Raw genomic sequence first — 22,417 nt, forward strand, 5'->3', positions numbered from 1 at the left:
AACAGGTGCTTTACTTGAATAAGAACAACAAAAGAATGCAAAACCAGATGTGTATATTCATAAATGGCAAAAATGGTCTCTTTTATGCCTTATTGCAAATACTTGTGAAAAATGTTAATCTATATAAGAATTATTTTTGTTCGGTGTAAAGGATAGTATTAGTAAAACTTTTCGTCTTGATGATCACTGAGAGCAAGGATAGTAACACAATGTGTGTTTTTACACACTAGGAGGCAACAAAAATGGAAAATGGTAAAGTGAAATGGTTTAACAGCGAAAAAGGCTTCGGATTCATCGAACGTGAAGGTGGAGAAGACGTATTCGTTCATTTCTCAGCTATTCAAGGCGAAGGTTTCAAATCTTTAGAAGAAGGTCAAGCTGTGACTTTCGATGTTGAGCAAGGTCAACGTGGAGCTCAAGCAGCTAACGTGCGTAAAGCTTAATAATAAAACCAAACTAAAGCAGGCTCTTTACAGAGTCTGTTTTTTATTTGTTTGTTTTTAAAAGCAAGGAACCCCACTCACGAATGAGTAGGGAACATGTAAACAGTAAATCAAATGGTAAACAAAGTGTATCACATAAATAAGAATTCTCCTAATTACATTTCAATAAACATTTAAATGTGCTTTTGTAGATGTGGCTAAAATTGTCAATCTTTATTAGTGTAATTCAACTATCGGGTGAGATTGCTGAATAAAGGTAATCGCTTTTTTTCTTCAACTAAAGAGGCAGGTTACTTTAAGAAGGAATATTTTTTCTCAAAGCGAATATACAATACATTCAATCAAAATTTAGGGAGAAAATTTTAGGTTGGATTTAGATAAAACAAGAGAAAAAATCATTGCTTTAGATGAGTTAGATGCTAAAAGCATTGTAATGATGACCGCTGCTTATTTAGAAATAGCGAAAAGTGGAAAAGGCGACTTTACATGTGAAAAATGTGTAGATGAACTAATAAAGATATTAAATAACATCCCTGAACCAGATGTACTTAAAGAGATGTATAAGAAAAAGCAACAGGAAAATTAAACAAAAGTTATTATTCAGATAACGGGTGCTTATGTTCAATAACGGGGTGGCTACGGCGATCCCGTTTTTCTTATTGAACGTGGAGTTTAATTCAATAAAATAAAAAGCAACCCAAATGAAACAGGGCCACACATTTTAGACATATATAAAATGTGTGGCCCTTTTATTATCGTTGAACTAACTAACCTTAGTATAAAGATAAAGTGTCATTTTGTTTGTCAATTTATCGATATGCACCTCAAAACGGAACGTTTGGTATTACTCTGTTTGTTTTTTTGTTAGTTCATTACTGAATTTCTGAGACTGTTACAATTGCTTTTCCAAGGTTGGCTCCTTTGAAAAGACTTAGAAAAGCTTCAATTGTATTGTCAAATCCTTCAGTAATGGTTTCTTCATACTTTAATTTGCCGTCTTTAAGCCAACCCGCCAATACTTGGATACCTTCACCAAAGCGTGATGAATAATTGCCAACCGTAAAGCCTTGCATTAATGAGCTCGTTTTAATTAGATAGGACTGAACGCGTGGTCCGATATCCTCAGTTTCGTTATTATAGGAGGAAATGGCACCACATACCGGAATTCGAGCAAAGTTATTTAATAAAGGATAGACTGCGTCTGTCACTTTTCCCCCGACGTTCTCAAAGTAAACATCAATTCCATTCGGGCACACTTCTTTAAGGGTCTCACCAACATCTTGAGTTTTATAATTAATTGCTGCATCAAACCCGAGTTCTTCCACCAAGTACTTGACCTTATCGGTTGAACCGGCAATTCCTACCACTCGGCAGCCTTTAAGCTTGGCAATTTGACCGACTATTGATCCTACTGCTCCGGCAGCACCAGATACAACAACCGTTTCGCCCGTCTTTGGTTTACCAATGTCTATTAAACCAAAATATGCTGTAAGTCCCGTCATTCCGAGCACACTTAAATATGAAGAAGCAGGTGCAATGGTTGAATCTATTTTACGAACGGTTGTTTCTTTTGCAATGGAATATTCTTCCCATCCTAAAGAACCTAAAACAAGATCGCCCTTTTTAAATAGGTCTGATTGAGACTCTTCAACCTGGCCAATTACACCACTTGAAATAACCTCATTTAATTGGAAGGGTGGAATGTAAGACTTCGTATCGTTCATACGCCCCCGCAAATAAGGGTCAACTGAAATATAAACGGTACGGATTAGTAATTCACCTTGTCCTGGTTGGCGAATTTCAGTTTCTCTTATTTCAAAATTCTCATGTGTTGGCATCCCTGTTGGTCTATTTTTTAATAGTATTTGTTTTGGCACAGTATGAGACTCCTTTTTCCCTAAATTTGAATCATATTTACTATATATTAATCACTTGATGAATCAAAAAGAATTGCTCGTGTCTTTAGTTTTTGTTTTTTTACCGGGTTCATACTGAACTTTGTAGTAATCCTCTTTTTTTGGTGAATTTTCCTTGTAAGGATATAAGAATGGGAGTTTCATAATGGAAGGACTTGATTTACCTTTTCTGTTCTATCTCATTATTACTTGACTAATATTAAATAGGATAATCAAAAAAACATTAACTAAAGGTGAGCGTTTCTTCTATTGATATAACCACCTGAAGACCCTGATTGTCCTGAAATGTTAGATAGAATTAGAAGTTGGAGAGAAATGTACTTAAAAATGGGGAAGAGAAACTAGGATTCGGTTTATATATTTTTAGGAATGTCTGAAATTTAGCTACGAATATTTTTGTGGTTTGTAAGATTGTTAAGAATTGTACTTAAACTATCGGGTGCAAGAGTTGAAGATAAAGCTGTCATTTTGGCAGCTTTTCTTATTGTGCTAATTGTCAATTTATTTGAATTTTATTTGTATTATAATTGCTATGGAAATTCAAATGAAACGAAGGATATGATCGGAACTTCTATCCATTGAAAAACAATTTGCAGATGCTTTAAAATCCGTTGCTCGCAATATAGAAATAAAGGAGTATATTCAGCAATCTTCTGAACTTTATCCGTTATTTCAAAGTGCTGCTAAAAGATTTGTAACAGGAATCTCCCTTAGTTACTTTTTAGGAATGAAATTAGGTCTGCCTTTTATGCAAGTTCGGTCCAAAAATCCATATAACGGAACCTAGAATAGTTAAAATAAAAAAATTATATTCTAAGTTAGGACTGTATTTGCTTATTATTGGATACTTTATTCCTGGCGTGCGTCATATTACTGCCTATCTTGCTGGCATAAATGGATATCAATCAAAAGATTCTCTTTATTTGCTTTTACAGGTGCGGCATTATGGTGTATTACTTTTATTACGCTAGGAAATTTTCTTGGTCCACAATGGAAAATTGTTCACGAGTACCTATCCAAATATAGTATGTATATTTTTGCATTCGGGATTTTTGTTGTTGTAATTGTTTCAATTATTTTTTGGCAAAAAAATGGGGAACGAAAAAGGAGCCATTTACAAAGACCATAATATTCCCTTTTGAGGCATGACTTTAAGTAGGATTATGACCTTTCCAACAAAAATCTTAAATTGTGAAGAAATATTATTTCTATTTCCATCTTCTATTTCCATCTTCTATTTTCATCTACCGTTTAAAATATTTAGGAGAGCTATTTTGTATGAGAAATTTAAAGAGTCAACTGACGTTTTGCAAATTTGTCCGCGGTTTCAAAACGTTAGTATCCATTTTTGGAAAAATCGGATTGCAAAGAATTGAGGGAAACACCGCTAAAGGAGACTGGCTTTTTTTTATTTTTTGATTAAGTCTATCGCGTTTTGGGCACATTAACTAATTGACGAATTCACTCAAAAAGGAAGTAGAAAATGGATGAGAATCACATATTACACCTTTCCCCAAAATACCTTTTATATTCTTTTTAGCATGATTGGCGGACTTATTCTTTCGATTTCAGGGATTCCGATTGCCTGGATGATGGGAAGCTTAATATTTGCTACACTTTTGTCCTCCTTACCTACTAAATGTATTCAAACTCAAATAAAGAAAAATGGCATCCACCCTTATTGGCGGCAAATTGGACAAGCAATATTAGGAATTGAGTTAGGACGAAGCTTTAGCGTTTCCATTATGGATACCTTTGAAGACTATTTTTTCATTATTATATTAATGGTGATTTCTTCAATTGCGGTTGCCTTTCTTTCGGGGATCTTATTATGGCGCTTTAGTAACATAAATATGATGACCAGCCTTTTTGGCACCACTCCTGGCGGTATTTCTGCGATGCCGACAATTGCAGAAGAGGTAGGCGCAAATGCCTTTGTCGTAAGTATTATTCAAACACTGCGTATTTTACTGGTTGTCGGGGTTATCCCTTTTGTCGCAGGAACCCTTACAACTAGAACAGTAGCAATCGATTTAGGGGGCCATCAAGGATCCTTTTCCCTCCAGTCATTGTTTTTTACCGGAATTATCATGCTCGGGGCACTGGCTGGAGCGTATCTCAGCAAAATAATCAAGATGCCGGCCCCTTGGCTTATGGGAAGTATGGTAGGCGCGGCAATTGTTCAATTGATATTCCCTGTCTTATTTAGACATGCCATCGCAACTTTCTGGCCTCATGAACTGATAATCCTTGCTCAGGTTTTGATCGGAAGCAGTATTGGTTCACGGGTAAATAAGAATATGTTCAAAGGTTTAGGTAAAATCGTTATCGTAGGATTACTAAGCTCCATTTTTCTAGTGATCACCATGCTTCTGTGCTCCTATCTAATCTCTATCACGACACGAATTCCACTAGTAACCTGTATTCTAGCCTTCGCTCCTGGAGGAGTGGCTGAGATGGCAACCGCAGCTCTTGCTCTTCGTGCGGATTCAACTTTTGTTGTAGCTGTTCAATCATTACGGTTAATCACTATTCTACTCTTGTTACCACCAATATACCGGTTCTTAAATAACCGTGAACCGATTCAATTGTGAAAATAAGAAACTCACAGGGGTTATTGACTTACACCCCTAAATAAAAATATATTCATTAGGGGTTAGCTTCCTTAAACACTATTATATGATTTCCATTTGTCAGTTGGCTTGCCATAGCAAGCTCTATGATATTAATTTTATAAACATTGGGGTCATACCACAACTAACGAGCAGTTTATTGACGTAGAATTATGTGTAATTGTGGTAAAGTGTTTTTATTAGCGGGGAATTTAATATGCCTTCACAAATGAAACAGTTCCTCGATACTACTGGCGGTCTATGGTTCCAAGGCAAGCTTGCAAATAAAGTGGTAAGTGCCATGACTTCTGCACAAAACGCTCATGGTGGGCAGGAAGCAACCATTTTATCTCTTTATACGACCATGTATCACTGGGGTGCAATTGTTGCCGCTCCTGGATATACTGATCCAGTTACTTTTGGAGCTGGAGGTAATCCATATGGAACAAGTGTTACTGTTGGGCACGATGGAAAAATGATTGAAGATGTTCAAGCTACTGTAAAACATCAAGTAAAACGTACTGTAACAGTTGCAGAATGGGTAAAAAAGGCAAATCAATAAGTAAGAAAAACTAATCGGAAGTTTTTCCGATTAGTTTTTTTGTAGATAAAATGTTTCTCCAAGCAGATTGTGAAGAAATGTACTTAAAGTAACGGGATGCTTGAGTTACAGATACCAGATCGCTGCGGCGGTCTCCTTTTTTAATGTACCAACGGGGCAGTTTACTTTAATAAACACAATAGTTACAAACAGTGAAACTAGATCCTACAACATTTCATAATCTGTTTTCGATAAATATTTTTAATAAAAATTTGAAAAAATAAGTTCATCCTAAAGGAGGGGCTTATCCAATGGAAAAAATTTTGTTCATTACAGTGCTTTTATTGATTTCTTTTTTCTCCTTTCAATTAAATTCGGATGCATCCGTTAACAGTCGAGCAGTATATGAAAAAACTGGGCGTGTTATTTGGGAAGTAAACACAAAAGAAAAGTTAGTTGCCCTTACTTTTGATGATGGACCTCATCCTGTTTTCACACCTCAAATACTTAATATATTAGCAAAACATGATGCAAAAGCTACATTTTTTGTAGCTGGCAATAAAGTAGTCAGATATTCAGATCTTTTAAAAAGAGAAGTTAAAGAAGGACATGAAATTGCCAATCATACATTCCATCATATTTACGGGAATATAACCTCTGCAAAACTATCCTCTGAATTGGATGAAACAGATAAAATTATTAAGAAATTCACAGGTTTAAAACCGTCTCTCTATCGTCCAGTAGCGGGTTTTTATAATAATGTAATTATTAATACCGCTATAAAAAATGGCAAAGAGGTCGTATTATGGACATGGGGTCAAGATTCTCGTGATTGGGCAGATCCTCCACCAAATCAAATATACAATAATATAACAAAAGGAGTAAAACCAGGTAATATCATTATATTTCATGATTGGCATGGTAGTGAATATACTCAAACCTGTTCTACAACAAAAGCATTAGAAAACATTTTGGAGTTTTTAGACAAGAACGGGTATAAATGTGTAACGGTAACTGAATTGCTATACCGTTCAACGCAAATATTTCCAGAGTCTTTTGGAATCTATCCTTCAAAGAAAGGAAAAACTTCTCACATTAATTTAATGTTTTAAAAATACATTTTTTCGCATCGTTTTTGTGTAATAGTTCTTATTCAAGTAAAGGGTGCTTTAGTGGAATACCTTTATAGAGACAACTGAGATTCAAAATAAGGAACTTGTAGTTACAGAAAAAAAGGTATAGTTACTTAGGGCGGTATGATATGAAAAACGATGAACTTATAGAAGAATATGTTTCTTTATTTATAGAACAAGGGAAAGCATTTGAAGATGCTAATGATAAAATTAATAATAAACTTGATACAAAAGCAGAAAAAATATTTGGAAAAATAAGTAAAAGAAATCAATTGAAAAAATTGAGTATGTACCTCAATCACGAAAATGATTATGTCAAATTTGCAGTAGCAAGCAACGTTTATTCCCTCGAACCTGAACTATCAAAAGAAGCATTAAAAAAGGTAGCAGATGGTGATAGTTTACTTAAAATGGTAGCGGAGATAACTTTAAATGAAAATAATAACTAAATTTAGATTGTGAAATATTACACTTAAAGTATCGGGTGCATGAGTTGAAGAGCAGGGCTGTCATTGCGGCAGCTTTTTCTTATTGTGCTAATGGGGCAGGATACTTTAAGAAGAGATTTATTTTTATTTAAAAAAGGTACCCATTGGGTACCATGGAGATTTTGTATCTAGGAACGATTTTAGTTTATACAAATGTCCAGAAAATGATAAAAAATAAACCCCAAAAATGTGGTTAATAAGAAGCTAAAAACCAAATGGTCCCAACGGAGGACAACAAGGGTTGACTGGAACACCGCACATAGTATGTGTTTCACAGCATTCGTTTACATAGGACTCTGTGTGTGGAAAATAGTGTTGATGATTAATATGCAGCTTGTTAACTGTTGTCGTATGAGAAGGATGGATATGCTTGACAACCTTATTAAATAAATTTGTTTTTACATATTGTTGTGCAGGGTCAATTAGTCCTGGATCATACTGTGTAGGAAATACTTGTGGCGGACAGTATATTGGCGGACATGGTTGTGGTGGGCAGAATTGGGATGGCATTTGTTGTATAGGAGCAATCAGATTAGGCAAGGCGTTTGGCATGGCATTTGGAAACATATTTGGTGGAACATTTCTATTTCTTGACATCATTAAATGACCTCCATATGAATTTGTCTTGGTATATCAATAGTCTATTCAAATTCATATTTTGTGGACTAGTTGAACACCTATTTTACAATTAGAATGATGCACTCTACAAAGATATTGTGAAACGTTGTACTTAAACTAAAGGGTGCTAGAGTTGAATATGACCAGGTTGCTGCGGAAGCCTTTTTTCTTGTTCCACTACCGTGGTAGAAATCTATTTTTTAATTAATTTGACGAAGAATATGATTTGAAGAAGAAACATAATTAAATCATTAAATTCAAGTTTACTTTGATAATCATCTTTACGACCCATCATAAAAATTTCCCCTAATAAAAAACCTGTATAGAAAAAATTCTATTCAGGTTTTAGAAAATCCTATTATTTTTGTCAACAGCCCCAAAATCCGTTGCCTTTTTAAAATGCCTGCAAAGTTTTGCTTGTAAAAAGAATTCCTTCCAAATGATCAAATTCATGCTGGAATATAATCGAATCCATACCTCCCATCTCACGGAATATCCTTTCACCAAAGATTGATAAATAGGAAATCCTTATCATGAGGTAGCGCTGAACAATCCCTATAATCCCTGGGAGAGAGATACATCCTTCGCCAGATGGTAATGAGTTGGGTGTTGGATCAAGTATATCAAAACTTGGATTGATTAAAATTTCTGTTCCTGTTGTAAATCGAGCAACAAAAGCCCGTTTTGATACGCCGACTTGCGGTAATGAAATTCCTAATACATGTGGCGAATTTTCCACGAACGTTTTCATTTCATTCAAAAGTGGAGTTACACTATAAATGTGTTCAACATCCATTGCTTTTTGAAACAAAATTGGGTTTGGAAATGTAAGAATGGAAAACATATCATCACCTTTCGTCTGAAATAAATATTTTCAAAAAAAAGTCCTTTATAAAATGTATTCGAACGGAAGAAAAAAATAATAGGAAATCAAATTGACAATAAACATTATAAAAAAACGTGTATCGATTTATAAATCAATACACGTTTTTAATGGTTTATAGTAATTCTTTAGTGGAACAAAGGGTTGCTGCGCAGCCTTCTTTTTTATTGAACTATAGAGGCAGGATAGTTGAAGAAGGAACTCGAATTTATAATTAATTACAACTGATTGATGGTGATATTGAATGAAACTTCCTATGGGTGTAACTGGTTTTTATGAAAAGCTAAATGAACCTCCAAAAATTGATGAAAAACAATTTAAACAATTTTGTTTTAACATCATTATAAATAATGGAGGAAAGGTTTTAGAATTTAAAGCACCTCAAGAGGAAACTAATTTTTTTGATGTAAAAGTTAATGTTTTTAACAAACATCTTCATATTCTGATGAATGCACATTATCCGTTTTTAGCTTTTGCGTCGGATGTAAATTTTGGAGAAGTTAATTTTATTAATGAACCCCAATTATATAAACAATTTAGTTCATTTTATTATGTTTTGGGAACTAAGGAACTGAACGAACCGCTATTAACCGAACAAAATGAATTAAACAGTGCGGAATTGAAGCAATTAGCATATTGGAAACCAGAAAGAATTGGAGATGTAATCTTTAATCATTGGGATTAACTATGCCCCTTATTCAAGTAATGGGTGCAAGAGTTGAAGATTGGGATGGCTGCGGCGATCTCTTTTTTATTGCATTAACGGGGAAGTTTAGCATTCCTGTTGATCGTTATTTTTCGACTTTGAAAAAAATAGGGCTCCTCAGTAAGATATGAGTATAGACACCACTCTAACTCAAATCCTGAAGGAGGAACCCTACTATGAAGTTTAAAATGCAAAACAAACAAAATCAACTAATAGAAAGAATTTAAATGAATTGTCTTTTTCAAGAGAATCCGAAGTAAAGCACGTAAATGCTATGGTAGTAGAACCCGAAAAACGAGAAATTCTTTACTAAATAATTGATTCCTTTATAGAAATAATTGAGAAAGAAAAACTTACTATAAAAACACTAGAGCCATTTATAAAATGTGTAAAAACAATCGACAGGTACGTATGGGAAGTTGCTTGAAGCAGATTGGTTAAATTATCTCATTATTACGATGAAGCCTCCGGAGTATTAAAGGAATTAGCTATTGATAAAAGTGCAAATATAAGGTTTAGAGTGATTGCTAGTTTAGAGGGTCATCCACCATTACTTGGTTAAAAAAGACAGCATACAACTGTAAATAATTATAAATGGAGGAGGAAAAAGGATGGGAGCTTGGGGTTCTAGCTTATGGGAAGATGATTTATCTTGCGATATTCAAGATGAATGGAATGAACTAATGGATGAAGGGGTAAGTCCTAGAAAAGCTACAAAAATAATTCTAAAATCGTGGCAGGAAGAGTTTTCTGATTACGATGATGAAGAAGAGAAATAGGCAGATGAATCAATTCTGTTCATTTCTCTTGCAGGTCTTCAAATGAGACATAGGGTTTTGACAACTTCGGTTAAAAAAAGGCGATCCAGTTAATTGAAAAAGGTGCAGATCTTGCACTATGGGAGGAAGGCGATGATGAAAGTTATCAGGAAAGAAAAAAGGTACTGGAAGAGTTTAAAATTAAATTAAAAAACACAAAGTCTAGTCTATTTTAATTTCAGCTTTAGAAGAATCTTTTTTATAGAGAATTTAAGAGGATAAAATAATCCAGCTGTTATTAAAACGGGTTGCCTTATTCCGGAATAAAAAGATTGTGAACCATTGCACTTAAATTAACGGGTGCAATAGTTAAATATTTAATCGCTGCGGCGGTCTTTTTTCTTGTTGTGCTAACGGAGCAGTTTAGCTTAACAAGGCTAATGTCAGAATAAGTGTACCTTAATAAGTGAAAAATAGTTAAAAAAGGACATAGAGAATATTTGATTATTTTTTCATAATTCACACGGATGTTTTTATATGATTTGTAAGGAAAAAAGGAACAAAAAAAGCTGATCCAGAAATTAAAAAATTATTTGGAGATGAAAAGGAATGAGTAATAAATTATTTTCACCTTTTGAACTGAAATCTTTAAAACTAAAGAACCGGGCTGTTATGGCTCCGATGTGCCAATACTCGGTTACTGAAAAGGACGGGAAGCCTAACGAGTGGCATTATGTTCATTACATCAGCAGAGCCATCGGAGGGACTGGTCTAATCATCATGGAAATGACTGATATAGATCCTGAAGGAAGAATTACGGACTATGACCTGGGTTTATGGTCAGATGACCAAATTCCAGCCTTTTCAAGAATTATTGACCAGGTACATGCCTATGGTACAAAAATAGGCATACAGATTGCCCATGCTGGACGAAAAGCCGAGGATGCTGCTAATCCAGTTGCCCCCTCGGCTATAAAATTCCCTGATGAGGGCTATAAAACTCCACGTGCTTTATCCAATGAGGAAGTAAAGGAAATGGTTCAGTTGTTTGCTGATACAGCAGGAAGGGCAGTTAAAGCGGGTGTAGACATGATTGAAATTCATGCCGCTCACGGGTATTTGATTCATCAGTTCCAATCACCGCTTACGAATAAACGTGAGGATAAATACGGCGAGGATCTTTCCCTTTTTGGAAGAGAGGTTATCCAAGCTGTTAAAAAAGAAATACCATCTGACATGCCCTTATCTGTCCGTATCACAGCAGTAGAATACGCTGATGGAGGCTATGATTTAGATCATGCAATTATGCTAAGTAAAGCCTATAAAGAAGCAGGTGCTGATATTCTTCATGTTAGTAGCGGTGGTGAAGCAATTCCAGGTGAAAGAAAGCCAGGAAATTACCCAGGCTACCAGGTTCCTTTTGCCCGTAAGATTCGTGAGGAAGTCGGCATTCCGGTAATTGCAGTAGGAATGCTCGAGAAACCTGCTGTAGCGGAGGCAGTGATTGGGAATGGAGATGCAGACTTGGTGGCAATTGCCCGTGGAATGCTAGTGGATCCATATTGGTCAACCCATGCAGCTATTGAACTACGTAGCAAGCAGTTAAATGTACCGAAACAATATGAACGAGGTTATCATATAAGAAGATAGAGTTTTGTATTGTGTGGTCAACTCTATCATAAGGACTTAGTTCATTATATATGTGAGTTATAATTAATATAATAAGAAGGCTATAGCTTTGTATCGTGCTATAGCCTTCTTTATTTGTCCCAATTGGGATCGCTGCGGCGGTCCTTTTGTGTGTTGTACTAACGGGGCAGGATAGTGAAAAAAGGAATTTCAATAATTGTTGTAGAACATTGAGTTAAAAAAATTGTTATGAAGGAGTTTTGATATATGACAAACTTCAGTAAAGTAGCTAATGCATTAAAAAAAGCGTTGAATAGTAATCAAACTGTATCGAATGATGAAAGAAAAAAATTAGTAAGCGAATTAGATAATGCTAGTGAAATATTTAAAAAATTAAATAATAAAGAGTTTATTGCAGAATTTGAAAAAAATCTTCATAATGATGAAATTTATATTGATAAGGAAATAGTTGAAAAAACCGTGAATATAGTTACGAGACTAATAAAACAAATGAAGATAAAAAATGAAGTAGAAGCGATTTCTATAAAGGTGGAATCGTATGACTTCCCTTTCCCACCTGTGGTTATTATTTCAACTGACAATGATGAAATAGAGTTGGAAACAGAATTTGTAAAGCCAAAAGAACTGCATTATGAGTTCGGTGCCATTGCAGCGGATTATAATAATGAAAATTCCAATCAGGTAGATGTAATTCTGAAAACTTATCAAAAAATCATATCTGAACTTAGCCAATATAATTGGAAAAGTATTTGTAAAATATCCGATGGATTTGTAATTGATTTTATTAAGCCCTGATGTTTTGGCGAAAATAAATATTCCTTAATAAAGTATCGGGTGCGTTGATCCAAGAAGGGATTGACGCTTTTTATGTGGAAGTTATTGTACTAACGGAGCAAGATTGTTTAAGAACTTAAAAAAATATGTAATGCAGCGTTAAATTAAATATATAAGAGGTGTATGAGATGTTTATAAAACAGCCATTTGACGAATTTAGGTTTGAAATACAAAAAGCTTGATGATAATAATTTGCAAATTATATTGCCAGTTCAGGACCTATTCATTAATAGTACAGGGGTTATACATGGTGGTATCATTTCTTCATTGGCTGATGTAGCCGTATCAAACTTGTTACCAGCAAATGAAGATGGTATACAACAAGCTGTAACCGTTGATTTAAATGTTTCTTTTTTGAAACCCGCTACTGGTACATACTTGATGGCAAATGCCAAAATTGAAAAACAGGGCAAAACTTTAATTCATACGGAGTGTTCGATTTATAACGATAAACAAGAAATTGTAGCTAAATCTAAAGCAATCCTATTTCGCACAAACCTAAAGTAAGCCCACAAGAATCCCAAGAGGGCTTTTATCGTTTCGAGGATAAACATTAAAACGAGCAGGACAGGGGCTTTTTCTGCTAACGGGTGCAAGTGTTAAATAGGTAGGGTTGCTGCGATCCCTTTTTTGTTGTACTAACGGGGCAGGTTAGTTAAATAAGAAATGATAAAATAAGAGGAAAGTGCAACCGAAGGGATTGTTGGTTGTGGAGTATATTTATGTTGAATGGATACATGACTTTATTGATGAAGCCCTTATCATAATTTCTGAATTAGATGAAAACCGATTTGAAACAAGGAAAATTGAAATATACAAAGATGGTCAAGTTGGTTTTGCGTTTAACCATGTTGAAGTGTTGAATGCAGGGTTAGGAATTGTACCATTTGATGAGATTGCATCAGAGTCAGAATTTTCACCTAAAGAAATTACTAAAGAGGAGTTTGAAAAGTTCTGGAATGATAAAGTGTTCTGGAATGATAAAGTGTTGCCTCGCCTTTAATACTTTTCTCCAAGGTTTGTAGCTTTTTTCTTCTTTAAGTAATGAAGCAGGATAGTTTAGTAAGGAAAAGGTATTTTCGTTCCTCTGTCGAATTAAGTCAATTTAAGATGATTAGATTTGAAGGAGAATGAAGATGCAGAAAAAAGGACAATTAGAGGTTTTTAACCTTAATGAATTAATAAAAGACCAAAGTGATTACATAAATTTTATTGTAAGTGAAATAAATGACCACGCTCTTAGAATAGCGGTGATTAATGGAGAATTTCACTGGCATAAACACGAGGATTGTGATGAATTATTTTATGTATTGGAAGGGGAACTTTTCATAGACTTAGAAAATGATGAAACAGTCTCATTGAAACCAGGTGAAATATTTACTGTACCTGCTAATACAATGCATCGGACTCGTTCAAACGAACGGACAGTTAATATATGTTTTGAAAAGGTAAGGAATGATATAAATGGAAGCAACAGTTGATAGTTATTCATCAATTAAGTTGAAATTTAACGGGTGCAAGAGTAAAAGATTGGGACTGCTGCGATCCTTTTTTTATTCGACTAAAATTAATAAGTAGGATATATATTGATGGGGGTTAATAAATGATATTGGTGAGTTCTTGCTTAGCTGGGTTAGAGGTGAGATATAATGGTACGCATAGTTTAAATAAAAATATAAGTAAACTAGTAGAAGATAATAAAGCTATTACAATATGTCCAGAATTACTTGGTGGATTTCCAACACCCAGAGAACCTGCTGAAATAGTAGGTGGAAACGGTGAAGATGTGCTTGATGTAAAGGCTAAAGTAGTTGATAAATTAGGTAAAGATGTTACTCAACTTTACCTAAAAGGAGCCTATGCTACACTCGAAAAAGCTAAAGAAATAAATGCCACTATAGTGGTTCTTAAGGAGAATAGTCCATCCTGCGGCAGTTCAATGATTTATAACGGCGAATTTATTGGTAAAAAAATTGCGGGAATGGGAGTTACTTCCGCTTTACTAAAAAGAAATGGATTAAAAGTCATTTCGGAAGAACAATTTGCTGAAACCTTCCTTTAGTTCAAATAACAATAGCGTTGCTGTATGAAACAGGTACGCTTTTTCACTAAAGGAGAAGTTTAACGAAGCCTCAGGATTAAACTTATGTTCGTTTTGGATTGTAGTCTAATCTCAGTATAAACAACGCTAACCGAAATGATTAACGTTCAATACAATGGAAGGGAACACGCAGGTGGCTGATATCTGGTGACCACATTATTAAAGTAAGACTGAACGATACCATTAGGAAGGTCAGCTCAGTGTTTTAATATGGAGTTGGAGTCGGAGGAGAACAATGGAAGTTAACAATATCTCTTAAAGCAACCGAATAATTATTCCATCTTCCACCGAAAAACCTATATCCATAAACTCTTGATTCCCCGACAGTCGTCAAATAAAACCAAAAATTGTCTCCGTTTCTAAGCCACAAGTACGTAAAACGATACAAACAATGTTGAAGACCCCCGGGACTCAGGGCAGATGGCATTTGTCGTATATATATTATAATTCGAAGTTCTCTCCTTATTGAAATTAGACTTATAACCAAGTTTATTCTTAGGGTCAAAGCTTGGATTGGATGTATGCCTAGTTACCTATCTGAATTCAAATATGATTGAAGAAGCTTATATGAAATTGTTTAAGGATAGGGAACTATTTTTATTGAGAACCGTATCTCTAATCCAAAGGAAATTATGAACAGTTTAAATTAGCCATGGAGTTGTTCAACTAACTGGTGCTAATGTTTAAGATTAGGTAGCTGCAGAGATCTCGTTTTTTTTGCAAACGAGGCTTTACTTCATAAGAAGTAAAGCCTTTTTCTGTTGTTCCACTAACAATACAATAAGAGGTCGAGCGTGATCTCCGATCTCTATCCAATTGATTCAAGATAAGAAAAATATGTAGAATAATTGAATAAAATGCAAATGAAATCTATGTTAGGAAATTAAAATAAGCGGGAAAAAACAAAATAACTGAGAATTTAAATATGTTACTTTGGATAATAAGTGAACAGTACACTTTTTAGACAAATATTAATCAATTGGGGGACTATAAAATGAGAATTTATAAACCAGAATGGCTTTCACTTAGCAAGGAAATAAAGTTGAAACTTATTCGTTTAGCAGTTTTGGAAAACGAAATGAGGTCCTCAAAACTGTTATAAGTTAAGGGGAATAGGAGGCATTTAAAGATGATATTCCCTTTTTTTATTGGGCATCTTTTCTTCTTGGGCTAAAGGGGCAGGTTAGTGCAACAAGGATTTTATGTGTAAAATATATGAACTAACAATTAAGGAGTGATGAAATTAATATTATTCAGCTAACGGGTTCTTTAGTTTAAAAAGGGTTGCTGCGGCGATCCTTTTTTCTTGTTGTACTTACGTAAGCAGGTTACTTGAAGAAGGAATACGTGCCTTTGGCATAGAATAAAGTACCGAATATTGTTGAAATGAGGTGCTTTTGTGGATTTAAGTTTCTATAGGAAATTGCCTGATTATTTGTCGGTTAAAGAAATAAAATCTCATTTCTGCGAATTATTTAATTATATTGAATTAAATTATGCTGCAAGTCCTTTAAGCATATCTGAAGCCTTAAAAGAACTAGCGGAACGACAAAGTAATACATTTGAATATGTAGAAGATGGTCTAAAGCAACTTATTGATAATTGGGTAATTTGCAATTGGGACATTGACAATTATAAATTAATTGATAATTTATTGTCCTTAATCGCTTTATTGGGCCTACAAAAAAGTTTTGATAAAGCCAAAGCTTCATTAACGAATATAAATTTGAATATCGATTTAAGGAAGGAAATTGAATCTACCATTAAGGAGTTAAAGGGAACGTCTGTGACCCATTTTCAGGTATGAACTGAAATGTTATTTTTCTAACGGGTTGCAATGTCTTGTGCAAAGGAGAGATTAAATGAAATATACTTGTCCTTGCTGTGGGTATAAAACTTTAGATCTGGAACCACCTGGTACATATGATATTTGCAATATTTGCTTTTGGGAAGATGATGATGTTCAATTTCGAGACCCTGATTTCGAAGGAGGAGCAAATGTTATTTCATTAAGACAAGCACAGCAAAATTTTAATAAATTTGGTGCTTGTAATGAAGGCAGCATTAAGTTCGTTAGAAAGCTAAATCAAGAAGACATTAAAGACCCAAATTGGAAACCTCTATAAGGATATATTTTGATAACTGCAATATATTTCTTGTTGAACTAAAGGGTGCAAGAGTTCAAGATGTATCGCTGCGGCGGTCTTTTTTGTTTTAACGGTAGCAGGTTAGGTATATAAGAGTGATTGTGGTTATGGTATAATATGGTATTGTTAATTACCTTTTAAAATACCTTTTCTCATAGGAGGGTAATATGTTGAAAAGAAATATCTTGTGGGAAATTCTACCCATAATAGTCTTTGTTCTTTTCTTTTTATCTCAGCAGAAGGATTCGATTAGTGGCATTGTAATTACAAAAGTTATTTTATTTTCAATATTTTTAGGTTCTTTAGTTGGCTACGTTATCTTTGCTATTAATAAATACTTTTTAAAAAAAGTTATTTAAAGACAAATATTAGTTACAAAAATAAATGGAAATAATAAGTGTCCCTTTTTAATTTAATAAGTGGATTGTGAAGAAATACACTTAAACAGAAGGGTGCAAGAGTTGCAGATTAAACTGTCATTCTGGCAGCTTTTGTTATTGCACACAGCTTGCGTTTCTTTCCTGGTTTTGTCAGCTATTCTTCGGATTAAAAATAGGCGAGGTCTATTGTCTCGCCTTTTGTATTTTATAATGGGGTTTATTTATTATTCTTTTAAGGCTTCAACTTGGATGAAAATGGAGATTTTATCTCCTATTAGAAAACCAAATGGATTTATTGTTGAAGTTAAAGATAAACCGTAATCGTTTCTATGAATTTGTCCCTTACTACTAAATATCACCTTTTCATTTTCACAAGAATTCTTTCCAGATCTATTAATAGAAATATTGAAAGTTTCATAACGTGAAAGTCCTCGAACAGTTAATAAACCATAAATGTCATACTCATCTGTATCCTTTTTCACAATATTTTTTGATATAAATGTGATTGTAGGAAATTGCTCATAATCAAATAAATTCGACCTAAGGTGAGCATCTAGAATAGTATTATGAGTTTTAATACTAGACACATCTATATTGAAATGAATATTTGCTGTTGTTAAATCAACTGGGTCAGCCTCAATTGAAGCATTAAATTTACGAAATGCTCCGTAAACCGAAGAAACTATCATTTTGTTTACTGAAAAATTAACATTACTATTGGCAGGGTTAACGTTCCAATTTGCTTTTGTCATTTTATTCCTCTAATTTCATCTGAGAATGGATAAAAATAATTAAAACATGGTAATAATTACAAGAATATCATAACCCATTTTGGTGTGCATTAATTAATTAGAAGTAGTAATATTCTCATTGAATGAATTCGTAGTTTAGAGAACGAAAATGAGGGACGTTCTTTATTAAAAAAGGTAAGCCAGTTTTTTCATAGTAACGAATGTATGTGTGCTAACTCCTGCTAGTTGTGCCACTTCGCCAATTGTATACATAAAATCCTCCATTTTTAACCAATGCTAATCAAGTGTAAAAATAGGTTTGACTTAGTGTTTACTCTAATCACTATAATAAATCCGTAAAAGGTAACAATCAATTTTTGTTATATAACAAAATAGTAGGAGGCAATAAAATGAAAAAATATACAGTTATTACAGGTGCAAGTTCTGGTATTGGTTATGAAACAGCTCTTGCTTTTGCTGCTCGCGGTAAAAATTTAGTCATTGTGGCACGTAGAACTAAGGAGCTTGAAAAACTAAAATCAGAGATCGTGAAAGTAAATGCAGAATTAGATGTCGTTATTAAAACAGTTGATTTATCAAATACGAAAAATGCTTATACATTATATGAAGATTTAAAGGGATATGAAATTGAAACGTGGATTAATAACGCAGGATTTGGTAATTTTGCATCAGTTGGAGATCAAAATTTAACTAAAATTGAGACAATGCTTAATTTAAATATTGAGGCTTTAACTATTTTAACTTCTCTTTATGTGCGTGACTATTCAACGGTTGAAGGAACACAATTAATTAACGTTTCATCAGGTGGAGGTTATACGATTATTGGAGATGCCATCACATACTGTGCTTCTAAATTCTATGTAAGTGCATTTACTGAAGGGCTTGCACATGAATTAAAAGAAAAAGGTGCAAGCATGCAAGCAAAAGTATTAGCTCCTGCTGCAACGGAAACTGAATTTGCAAAAGTATCGTATAATTTAGAAGAAAATGTTAAGTTTGAAGGGCTTCTTCCTAAATACCATACAGCCAAAGAAATGGCTGGATTTATGCTTGATCTTTACGATAGCGAAAAAGTAGTTGGAATTGTAGATGGTCTTACTTATGAATTTCAATTAAAGGATCCAATTTATCCATATGCAGTAAGAATGAGAAGCTAATAAGGTTGATATATTAGCTTTTTTCAAAATGTAATATCCTATCAAAAAGAGGTTCTTCCATTAGGAGAACCTTTCTTTTATTTGTTCAACAAACGATTAAAAGAGTTGAAAAAAAACAGAAGATTGACACTAATATAAATGATATATAAAATATTTTTATATATTGGAATATTAAGATTGGGGCTAAGACATGTTTAAAACTGAGATGAACACCGTTGTAACTTTATGTCAGCTTCATACAGACCTATCAGAACTAGAAATACAAAAGCTCCAAGAAGTGGTTCAAAACCTGCAATTAATTGCTGATTTAAATCAAGCAAATGTATTTGTCGATTGTCAAACAAGAGAAAAAAACCATGCTATTGTGGTGGCAGAAGCAGCACCAGCAACGGCCAATTCTGTTTATAAAAATCCGGTAGTCGGAAAGTTTGCCTACGAAACGTTTGAGCCTGCTGTTTTTTATGCATTTCGGACAGGTAAGCCGCTTTTTCTCAATCATGCCTTAACCCAGGAAGGGAAAAAAGTCGAACAAAGCGTTGTTCCGATTGTTGGAACCCAAAACAGTGTGATTGGCGCGTTGATCATGGAGAAAGACAACAGTGATAAGCTCCAAAATCAAAACAAACTGAAAGCGCTAACAGAAGCGAATGAGACGCTTAGCGAACTCTTATTGGGAATGGCAGAAAACCGTCCTTATATCCCAGAAGTGATTGAGGAAGCTCTATTCATCATTGACGAGGATTTACGGATTCAATATTCAAATCCTGCTGCGATGAATCTTGTTTTAGAAATTTGCTCGGAGGAATGTAAAAGCGGCAATCTTTTTACTTCTTATTTTCCTAATCTTGTAGAAATATGCAGGCTGCCGGATGAACTTGTGGTCCAAGAAATCATCATTCAAAATAAAGTCTTTCAAATGAAAAAAATTGCTCTTGTTCAGCATGAGAAAAATAGCGGATCGTTTATCATTTTCCGAGACTTAACAGAGCTGCGCGAAAAGGAGAGGGAGCTTACGGTAAAGACCGTGGCCATCCGGGAAATCCATCATCGTGTAAAAAATAACTTGCAAACGGTAGCGAGTCTTCTTCGGCTGCAAATGCGAAGAGGGATCCCCGAAGAAAGCAAGTTTCATTTTGTCAAGAGCCTTAACCGAATTTTAAGTATTGCCTCGGTCTATGAAATCATCTTATCCAATTCTGAGAATCAGGATGATGTAGAACTTGTTAGTTTAATAGAAAAAATCGGCAATATGCTCGTCTCTAGTGAAGATCATGAAGGAAAATTGATTTCGATCGACTATTCGGGCCCCAAGATGCTTATTAAATCGAATCTAGCTGTTTCCGTTGCTCTCGTTATCAATGAATTAATTCAAAATTGTGTGAAGCATGCATTTGCGGAGATGACTGAGGGCCAAATTGATGTAGTCATCCAGGAGGAGGCTTCTGCAGTAAGAGTCCTCGTAAAAGATAATGGAATAGGCTATACTCCTTCCATGAAGCAGTCATTAGGACTGGATATCGTTAAAATGATGGTTGAACACGATTTATCGGGCCATTTTTCCATGGAAGGAACAAGGGAAGGAACGGAAGCAATCGTCGAATTTCCCTTTGAGAGGGAGGTTTAATGAATGAAAAAGCGAATTATTGTAGTGGAAGATGAGTCCCTCGTCCGATTGGATGTTTCCCTCATGTTAAAGGATGCGGGCTATGATGTTGTGGCAGAAGCAGCTGATGGCGAGAAAGCAATTGAATTGGCCTACAGCCTTAAGCCTGACTTAATGATCATGGATATTAAAATGCCGAAGCTGAACGGTTTAAAGGCCAGTGAGATTATTTCCAACAAATTCAATATCCCAATTTTGCTGTTAACGGCCTATAGTCAAAAGGAATATATCGAAAAAGCGAAGCAGGCAAATATTTTAGGGTATCTTGTAAAGCCGATTTCGGAGGCTAACTTGATTCCGGCGGTTGAAATTGCTTTGAAACAGGCTGAAAATGCGATCCTTTACAAAGAAAAAGTAGAAGAAATGAATCAGGAACTGAAAAACCGAAAGCTCGTAGAAAAAGCAAAAGGAATATTAATGAAACAATTGAATTTACCGGAAGAAATGGCTTACAATAAGATGAGAGACCTCAGCATGAAAAACCAAATGCCATTGGAAAAAGTGGCAAAGTACATTATTTCGAAGTACCCAAGTTAGTTTACAAGTGAATAGCTGAAGCAATGGTGCTTAATAGATTTTATTTTTTATAAAAATAAAATCTATTAGGCATTTTTTTATTAATTTGAGAGGCGGGTTTATCGTGAACGATGAGAAAAAGCGATTTATACAGGAGTTTGTCCCAGGGAAACAGGTCACTTTAAGCCATATTATTGCAAATCCGGACCCGGATATGTTTGAAAAACTGGGGATCCAGGAGGCTGGGGCATTAGGGATTTTGACACTGACCCCAAGTGAGACGGTGATAATTGCCGGAGATTTAGCCACCAAATCGGCTAATGTCAAGTTAGGTTTTTTGGATCGCTTTACTGGAAGTCTTGTGATTGTCGGAAATGTTTCTGAGGTAGAAATGGCAATGGTGGAAATCAACCGTTTTTTGCAGAATACGCTGAAATATACCCCGGCGGAGATCACGAAGTCATAGAATCAGATAATAGAATTTTTCGGAGAAAGGAGAAAATCTGATGATGAAAAAGAACCGAGCCATGCTGATCGGTTCCATAGGAGCGGGAAAATCGACGTTAACGAATGCATTGCTGAGCCGGGAAGTGCCTGCTGTCAAAACGCAGTCCCTGATTTATTATGATTGGATTGTGGATACACCAGGAGAATATTGTGAAAACCCGTTCTACTATAAAAATATCATGGCAACGGCATTAGAGGTGACCCATGTCCTGTATTTACAGGATGCGACCAAGAAGAAAATGATTTTCCCGCCAGGATTCAGCAGCGGTATCAATAAAATCCCCATTGGGGTCGTGACAAAAAGTGATTCTGACCAGGCTGACGTTGAACTAGCCATTTCTTTTTTAAAAAAGGTAATCGTAACCAAAGGTCCGATTATCATTACCTCTTCCCTAAAAAATGAAGGAATAGAAGAGATCCGGAATCTAGTAAACTTCTGTTCAACACAGGAAATGAAGCACTATCTTGAAGGAAATCCATCTCCATTTGTTATTTTTTAAATGAAAACCTTTACAATATCCAGAAAATAATTTATATTATGAATACAAATGAATTTACTGGCAATGGCGCCTCTTTTAAACTATCTAATTTTGGATAGTTTACTAGGGGCGC

Annotated in this window: 25 protein-coding genes and 2 pseudogenes; 23 read left to right on the forward strand and 4 right to left on the reverse strand. The window is 34.7% G+C overall.

Features of this window, described 5'->3' with window-relative positions:
- Positions 1–242: 242 nt before the first annotated feature.
- Together PH210_RS25320 and PH210_RS25325 are read left to right on the forward strand one after the other, a co-directional pair.
- The gene (locus tag PH210_RS25320; RefSeq protein WP_028401851.1) at positions 243–443 is read left to right on the forward strand and encodes a cold-shock protein; all 201 of its coding nucleotides are present in this window, start codon (positions 243–245) and stop codon (positions 441–443) included.
- Positions 444–810: 367 nt separating this feature from the next.
- Positions 811–1,029 carry a hypothetical protein gene (locus PH210_RS25325; RefSeq protein ID WP_289989146.1) on the forward strand — a complete coding sequence of 73 codons (219 nt, stop codon included), beginning with the start codon at positions 811–813 and terminating at the stop codon, positions 1,027–1,029.
- 286 nt (positions 1,030–1,315) lie between these two features.
- Here PH210_RS25325 and PH210_RS25330 read toward each other — a convergent pair whose 3' ends face one another.
- Positions 1,316–2,320, reverse strand: a complete 1,005-nt coding sequence (locus tag PH210_RS25330) for an NADP-dependent oxidoreductase (RefSeq protein ID WP_289989147.1) — start codon at positions 2,318–2,320, stop codon at positions 1,316–1,318.
- Positions 2,321–2,936: 616 nt separating this feature from the next.
- Between PH210_RS25330 and PH210_RS25335 the strand changes: the two are divergent.
- The 5 genes and pseudogenes from PH210_RS25335 to PH210_RS25355 all read left to right on the forward strand — a co-directional run.
- Positions 2,937–3,062: pseudogene (locus tag PH210_RS25335) on the forward strand (proline dehydrogenase family protein); the annotation flags it as partial.
- Positions 3,063–3,846: 784 nt separating this feature from the next.
- Positions 3,847–4,953, forward strand: a complete 1,107-nt coding sequence (locus PH210_RS25340; RefSeq protein ID WP_289989148.1) for an AbrB family transcriptional regulator — start codon at positions 3,847–3,849, stop codon at positions 4,951–4,953.
- Between the two features lie 232 nt (positions 4,954–5,185).
- Positions 5,186–5,533: pseudogene (locus PH210_RS25345) on the forward strand (NADPH-dependent FMN reductase family protein); the annotation flags it as partial.
- Positions 5,534–5,823: 290 nt separating this feature from the next.
- Complete coding sequence (locus tag PH210_RS25350; protein WP_289989149.1) at positions 5,824–6,624, forward strand: polysaccharide deacetylase family protein; 801 nt, start codon at positions 5,824–5,826, stop codon at positions 6,622–6,624.
- 149 nt (positions 6,625–6,773) lie between these two features.
- The gene (locus PH210_RS25355; protein ID WP_289989150.1) at positions 6,774–7,094 is read left to right on the forward strand and encodes a hypothetical protein; all 321 of its coding nucleotides are present in this window, start codon (positions 6,774–6,776) and stop codon (positions 7,092–7,094) included.
- A gap of 243 nt (positions 7,095–7,337) precedes the next feature.
- Here PH210_RS25355 and PH210_RS25360 read toward each other — a convergent pair whose 3' ends face one another.
- Positions 7,338–7,733, reverse strand: coding sequence for a CotD family spore coat protein (locus PH210_RS25360; RefSeq protein WP_289989151.1), 396 nt, complete (start codon positions 7,731–7,733; stop codon positions 7,338–7,340).
- Between the two features lie 412 nt (positions 7,734–8,145).
- Positions 8,146–8,595, reverse strand: coding sequence for a peptide deformylase (locus PH210_RS25365; protein ID WP_168243875.1), 450 nt, complete (start codon positions 8,593–8,595; stop codon positions 8,146–8,148).
- A gap of 283 nt (positions 8,596–8,878) precedes the next feature.
- Between PH210_RS25365 and PH210_RS25370 the strand changes: the two genes are divergently transcribed.
- From PH210_RS25370 to PH210_RS25420, 11 genes are all read left to right on the forward strand, one after another.
- Positions 8,879–9,319, forward strand: coding sequence for a hypothetical protein (locus PH210_RS25370; RefSeq protein ID WP_289989152.1), 441 nt, complete (start codon positions 8,879–8,881; stop codon positions 9,317–9,319).
- A gap of 632 nt (positions 9,320–9,951) precedes the next feature.
- Positions 9,952–10,119, forward strand: a complete 168-nt coding sequence (locus PH210_RS25375) for a hypothetical protein (protein ID WP_289989153.1) — start codon at positions 9,952–9,954, stop codon at positions 10,117–10,119.
- Between the two features lie 588 nt (positions 10,120–10,707).
- Positions 10,708–11,748 (forward strand): NADH:flavin oxidoreductase/NADH oxidase, encoded by a 1,041-nt coding sequence (locus tag PH210_RS25380; RefSeq protein WP_289989154.1) that lies wholly within the window; start codon positions 10,708–10,710, stop codon positions 11,746–11,748.
- Between the two features lie 246 nt (positions 11,749–11,994).
- Positions 11,995–12,543: a hypothetical protein gene (locus tag PH210_RS25385; RefSeq protein ID WP_289989155.1), complete on the forward strand. Its 549-nt coding sequence runs from the start codon at positions 11,995–11,997 to the stop codon at positions 12,541–12,543.
- A gap of 201 nt (positions 12,544–12,744) precedes the next feature.
- Positions 12,745–13,089, forward strand: coding sequence for a PaaI family thioesterase (locus PH210_RS25390; RefSeq protein WP_289989156.1), 345 nt, complete (start codon positions 12,745–12,747; stop codon positions 13,087–13,089).
- A gap of 202 nt (positions 13,090–13,291) precedes the next feature.
- Positions 13,292–13,585, forward strand: a complete 294-nt coding sequence (locus PH210_RS25395) for a DUF6881 domain-containing protein (RefSeq protein ID WP_289989157.1) — start codon at positions 13,292–13,294, stop codon at positions 13,583–13,585.
- 133 nt (positions 13,586–13,718) lie between these two features.
- Complete coding sequence (locus PH210_RS25400; protein WP_289989158.1) at positions 13,719–14,063, forward strand: cupin domain-containing protein; 345 nt, start codon at positions 13,719–13,721, stop codon at positions 14,061–14,063.
- Positions 14,064–14,185: 122 nt separating this feature from the next.
- The gene (locus PH210_RS25405; protein WP_289989159.1) at positions 14,186–14,644 is read left to right on the forward strand and encodes a 2-thiouracil desulfurase family protein; all 459 of its coding nucleotides are present in this window, start codon (positions 14,186–14,188) and stop codon (positions 14,642–14,644) included.
- Positions 14,645–16,082: 1,438 nt separating this feature from the next.
- Complete coding sequence (locus tag PH210_RS25410; RefSeq protein WP_289989160.1) at positions 16,083–16,490, forward strand: hypothetical protein; 408 nt, start codon at positions 16,083–16,085, stop codon at positions 16,488–16,490.
- Between the two features lie 55 nt (positions 16,491–16,545).
- Positions 16,546–16,809 carry a CPCC family cysteine-rich protein gene (locus tag PH210_RS25415; RefSeq protein ID WP_289989161.1) on the forward strand — a complete coding sequence of 88 codons (264 nt, stop codon included), beginning with the start codon at positions 16,546–16,548 and terminating at the stop codon, positions 16,807–16,809.
- A 191-nt stretch (positions 16,810–17,000) separates the two neighbouring features.
- Positions 17,001–17,189 carry a hypothetical protein gene (locus tag PH210_RS25420; protein ID WP_289989162.1) on the forward strand — a complete coding sequence of 63 codons (189 nt, stop codon included), beginning with the start codon at positions 17,001–17,003 and terminating at the stop codon, positions 17,187–17,189.
- Positions 17,190–17,434: 245 nt separating this feature from the next.
- On the opposite strand, the gene PH210_RS25425 is transcribed toward PH210_RS25420, so the two are convergent.
- The gene (locus PH210_RS25425; protein ID WP_289989163.1) at positions 17,435–17,962 is read right to left on the reverse strand and encodes a YceI family protein; all 528 of its coding nucleotides are present in this window, start codon (positions 17,960–17,962) and stop codon (positions 17,435–17,437) included.
- 389 nt (positions 17,963–18,351) lie between these two features.
- Between PH210_RS25425 and PH210_RS25430 the strand changes: the two genes are divergently transcribed.
- The 5 genes from PH210_RS25430 to PH210_RS25450 all read left to right on the forward strand — a co-directional run bounded on the left by PH210_RS25430 (position 18,352) and on the right by PH210_RS25450 (position 22,305).
- Positions 18,352–19,119: an SDR family NAD(P)-dependent oxidoreductase gene (locus tag PH210_RS25430; protein WP_289989164.1), complete on the forward strand. Its 768-nt coding sequence runs from the start codon at positions 18,352–18,354 to the stop codon at positions 19,117–19,119.
- Between the two features lie 190 nt (positions 19,120–19,309).
- Entirely contained in the window at positions 19,310–20,743 is a 1,434-nt protein-coding gene (locus PH210_RS25435; protein WP_289989165.1) for a GAF domain-containing sensor histidine kinase, read from the forward strand.
- Between the two features lie 3 nt (positions 20,744–20,746).
- Entirely contained in the window at positions 20,747–21,319 is a 573-nt protein-coding gene (locus tag PH210_RS25440) for an ANTAR domain-containing response regulator (RefSeq protein ID WP_289989166.1), read from the forward strand.
- A 103-nt stretch (positions 21,320–21,422) separates the two neighbouring features.
- Positions 21,423–21,764: an ethanolamine utilization microcompartment protein EutS gene (gene eutS, locus PH210_RS25445; RefSeq protein WP_289989167.1), complete on the forward strand. Its 342-nt coding sequence runs from the start codon at positions 21,423–21,425 to the stop codon at positions 21,762–21,764.
- A gap of 40 nt (positions 21,765–21,804) precedes the next feature.
- Positions 21,805–22,305 (forward strand): EutP/PduV family microcompartment system protein, encoded by a 501-nt coding sequence (locus PH210_RS25450; protein WP_289989168.1) that lies wholly within the window; start codon positions 21,805–21,807, stop codon positions 22,303–22,305.
- Positions 22,306–22,417: the final 112 nt, after the last annotated feature.

The organism is Paenibacillus sp. BSR1-1, from assembly GCF_030403775.1.
In the GTDB taxonomy this organism is placed as follows: domain Bacteria; phylum Bacillota; class Bacilli; order Bacillales; family Cytobacillaceae; genus Neobacillus.

Excerpts from the sequence above, each read along its gene's own strand:
- PH210_RS25430 (WP_289989164.1), top strand. The coding sequence starts at position 18,352 with ATGAAAAAATATACAGTTATTACAGGTGCAAGTTCTGGTATTGGTTAT.
- PH210_RS25350 (WP_289989149.1), top strand. The coding sequence starts at position 5,824 with ATGGAAAAAATTTTGTTCATTACAGTGCTTTTATTGATTTCTTTTTTC.
- PH210_RS25435 (WP_289989165.1), top strand. The coding sequence starts at position 19,310 with ATGTTTAAAACTGAGATGAACACCGTTGTAACTTTATGTCAGCTTCAT.
- PH210_RS25365 (WP_168243875.1), bottom strand. The coding sequence starts at position 8,595 with ATGTTTTCCATTCTTACATTTCCAAACCCAATTTTGTTTCAAAAAGCA.
- PH210_RS25450 (WP_289989168.1), top strand. The coding sequence starts at position 21,805 with ATGATGAAAAAGAACCGAGCCATGCTGATCGGTTCCATAGGAGCGGGA.
- PH210_RS25440 (WP_289989166.1), top strand. The coding sequence starts at position 20,747 with ATGAAAAAGCGAATTATTGTAGTGGAAGATGAGTCCCTCGTCCGATTG.
- PH210_RS25400 (WP_289989158.1), top strand. The coding sequence starts at position 13,719 with ATGCAGAAAAAAGGACAATTAGAGGTTTTTAACCTTAATGAATTAATA.
- PH210_RS25415 (WP_289989161.1), top strand. The coding sequence starts at position 16,546 with ATGAAATATACTTGTCCTTGCTGTGGGTATAAAACTTTAGATCTGGAA.
- PH210_RS25340 (WP_289989148.1), top strand. The coding sequence starts at position 3,847 with ATGAGAATCACATATTACACCTTTCCCCAAAATACCTTTTATATTCTT.
- PH210_RS25385 (WP_289989155.1), top strand. The coding sequence starts at position 11,995 with ATGACAAACTTCAGTAAAGTAGCTAATGCATTAAAAAAAGCGTTGAAT.
- PH210_RS25360 (WP_289989151.1), bottom strand. The coding sequence starts at position 7,733 with ATGATGTCAAGAAATAGAAATGTTCCACCAAATATGTTTCCAAATGCC.
- PH210_RS25425 (WP_289989163.1), bottom strand. The coding sequence starts at position 17,962 with ATGACAAAAGCAAATTGGAACGTTAACCCTGCCAATAGTAATGTTAAT.
- PH210_RS25405 (WP_289989159.1), top strand. The coding sequence starts at position 14,186 with ATGATATTGGTGAGTTCTTGCTTAGCTGGGTTAGAGGTGAGATATAAT.
- PH210_RS25320 (WP_028401851.1), top strand. The coding sequence starts at position 243 with ATGGAAAATGGTAAAGTGAAATGGTTTAACAGCGAAAAAGGCTTCGGA.
- PH210_RS25355 (WP_289989150.1), top strand. The coding sequence starts at position 6,774 with ATGAAAAACGATGAACTTATAGAAGAATATGTTTCTTTATTTATAGAA.
- PH210_RS25380 (WP_289989154.1), top strand. The coding sequence starts at position 10,708 with ATGAGTAATAAATTATTTTCACCTTTTGAACTGAAATCTTTAAAACTA.
- PH210_RS25375 (WP_289989153.1), top strand. The coding sequence starts at position 9,952 with ATGGGAGCTTGGGGTTCTAGCTTATGGGAAGATGATTTATCTTGCGAT.
- PH210_RS25370 (WP_289989152.1), top strand. The coding sequence starts at position 8,879 with ATGAAACTTCCTATGGGTGTAACTGGTTTTTATGAAAAGCTAAATGAA.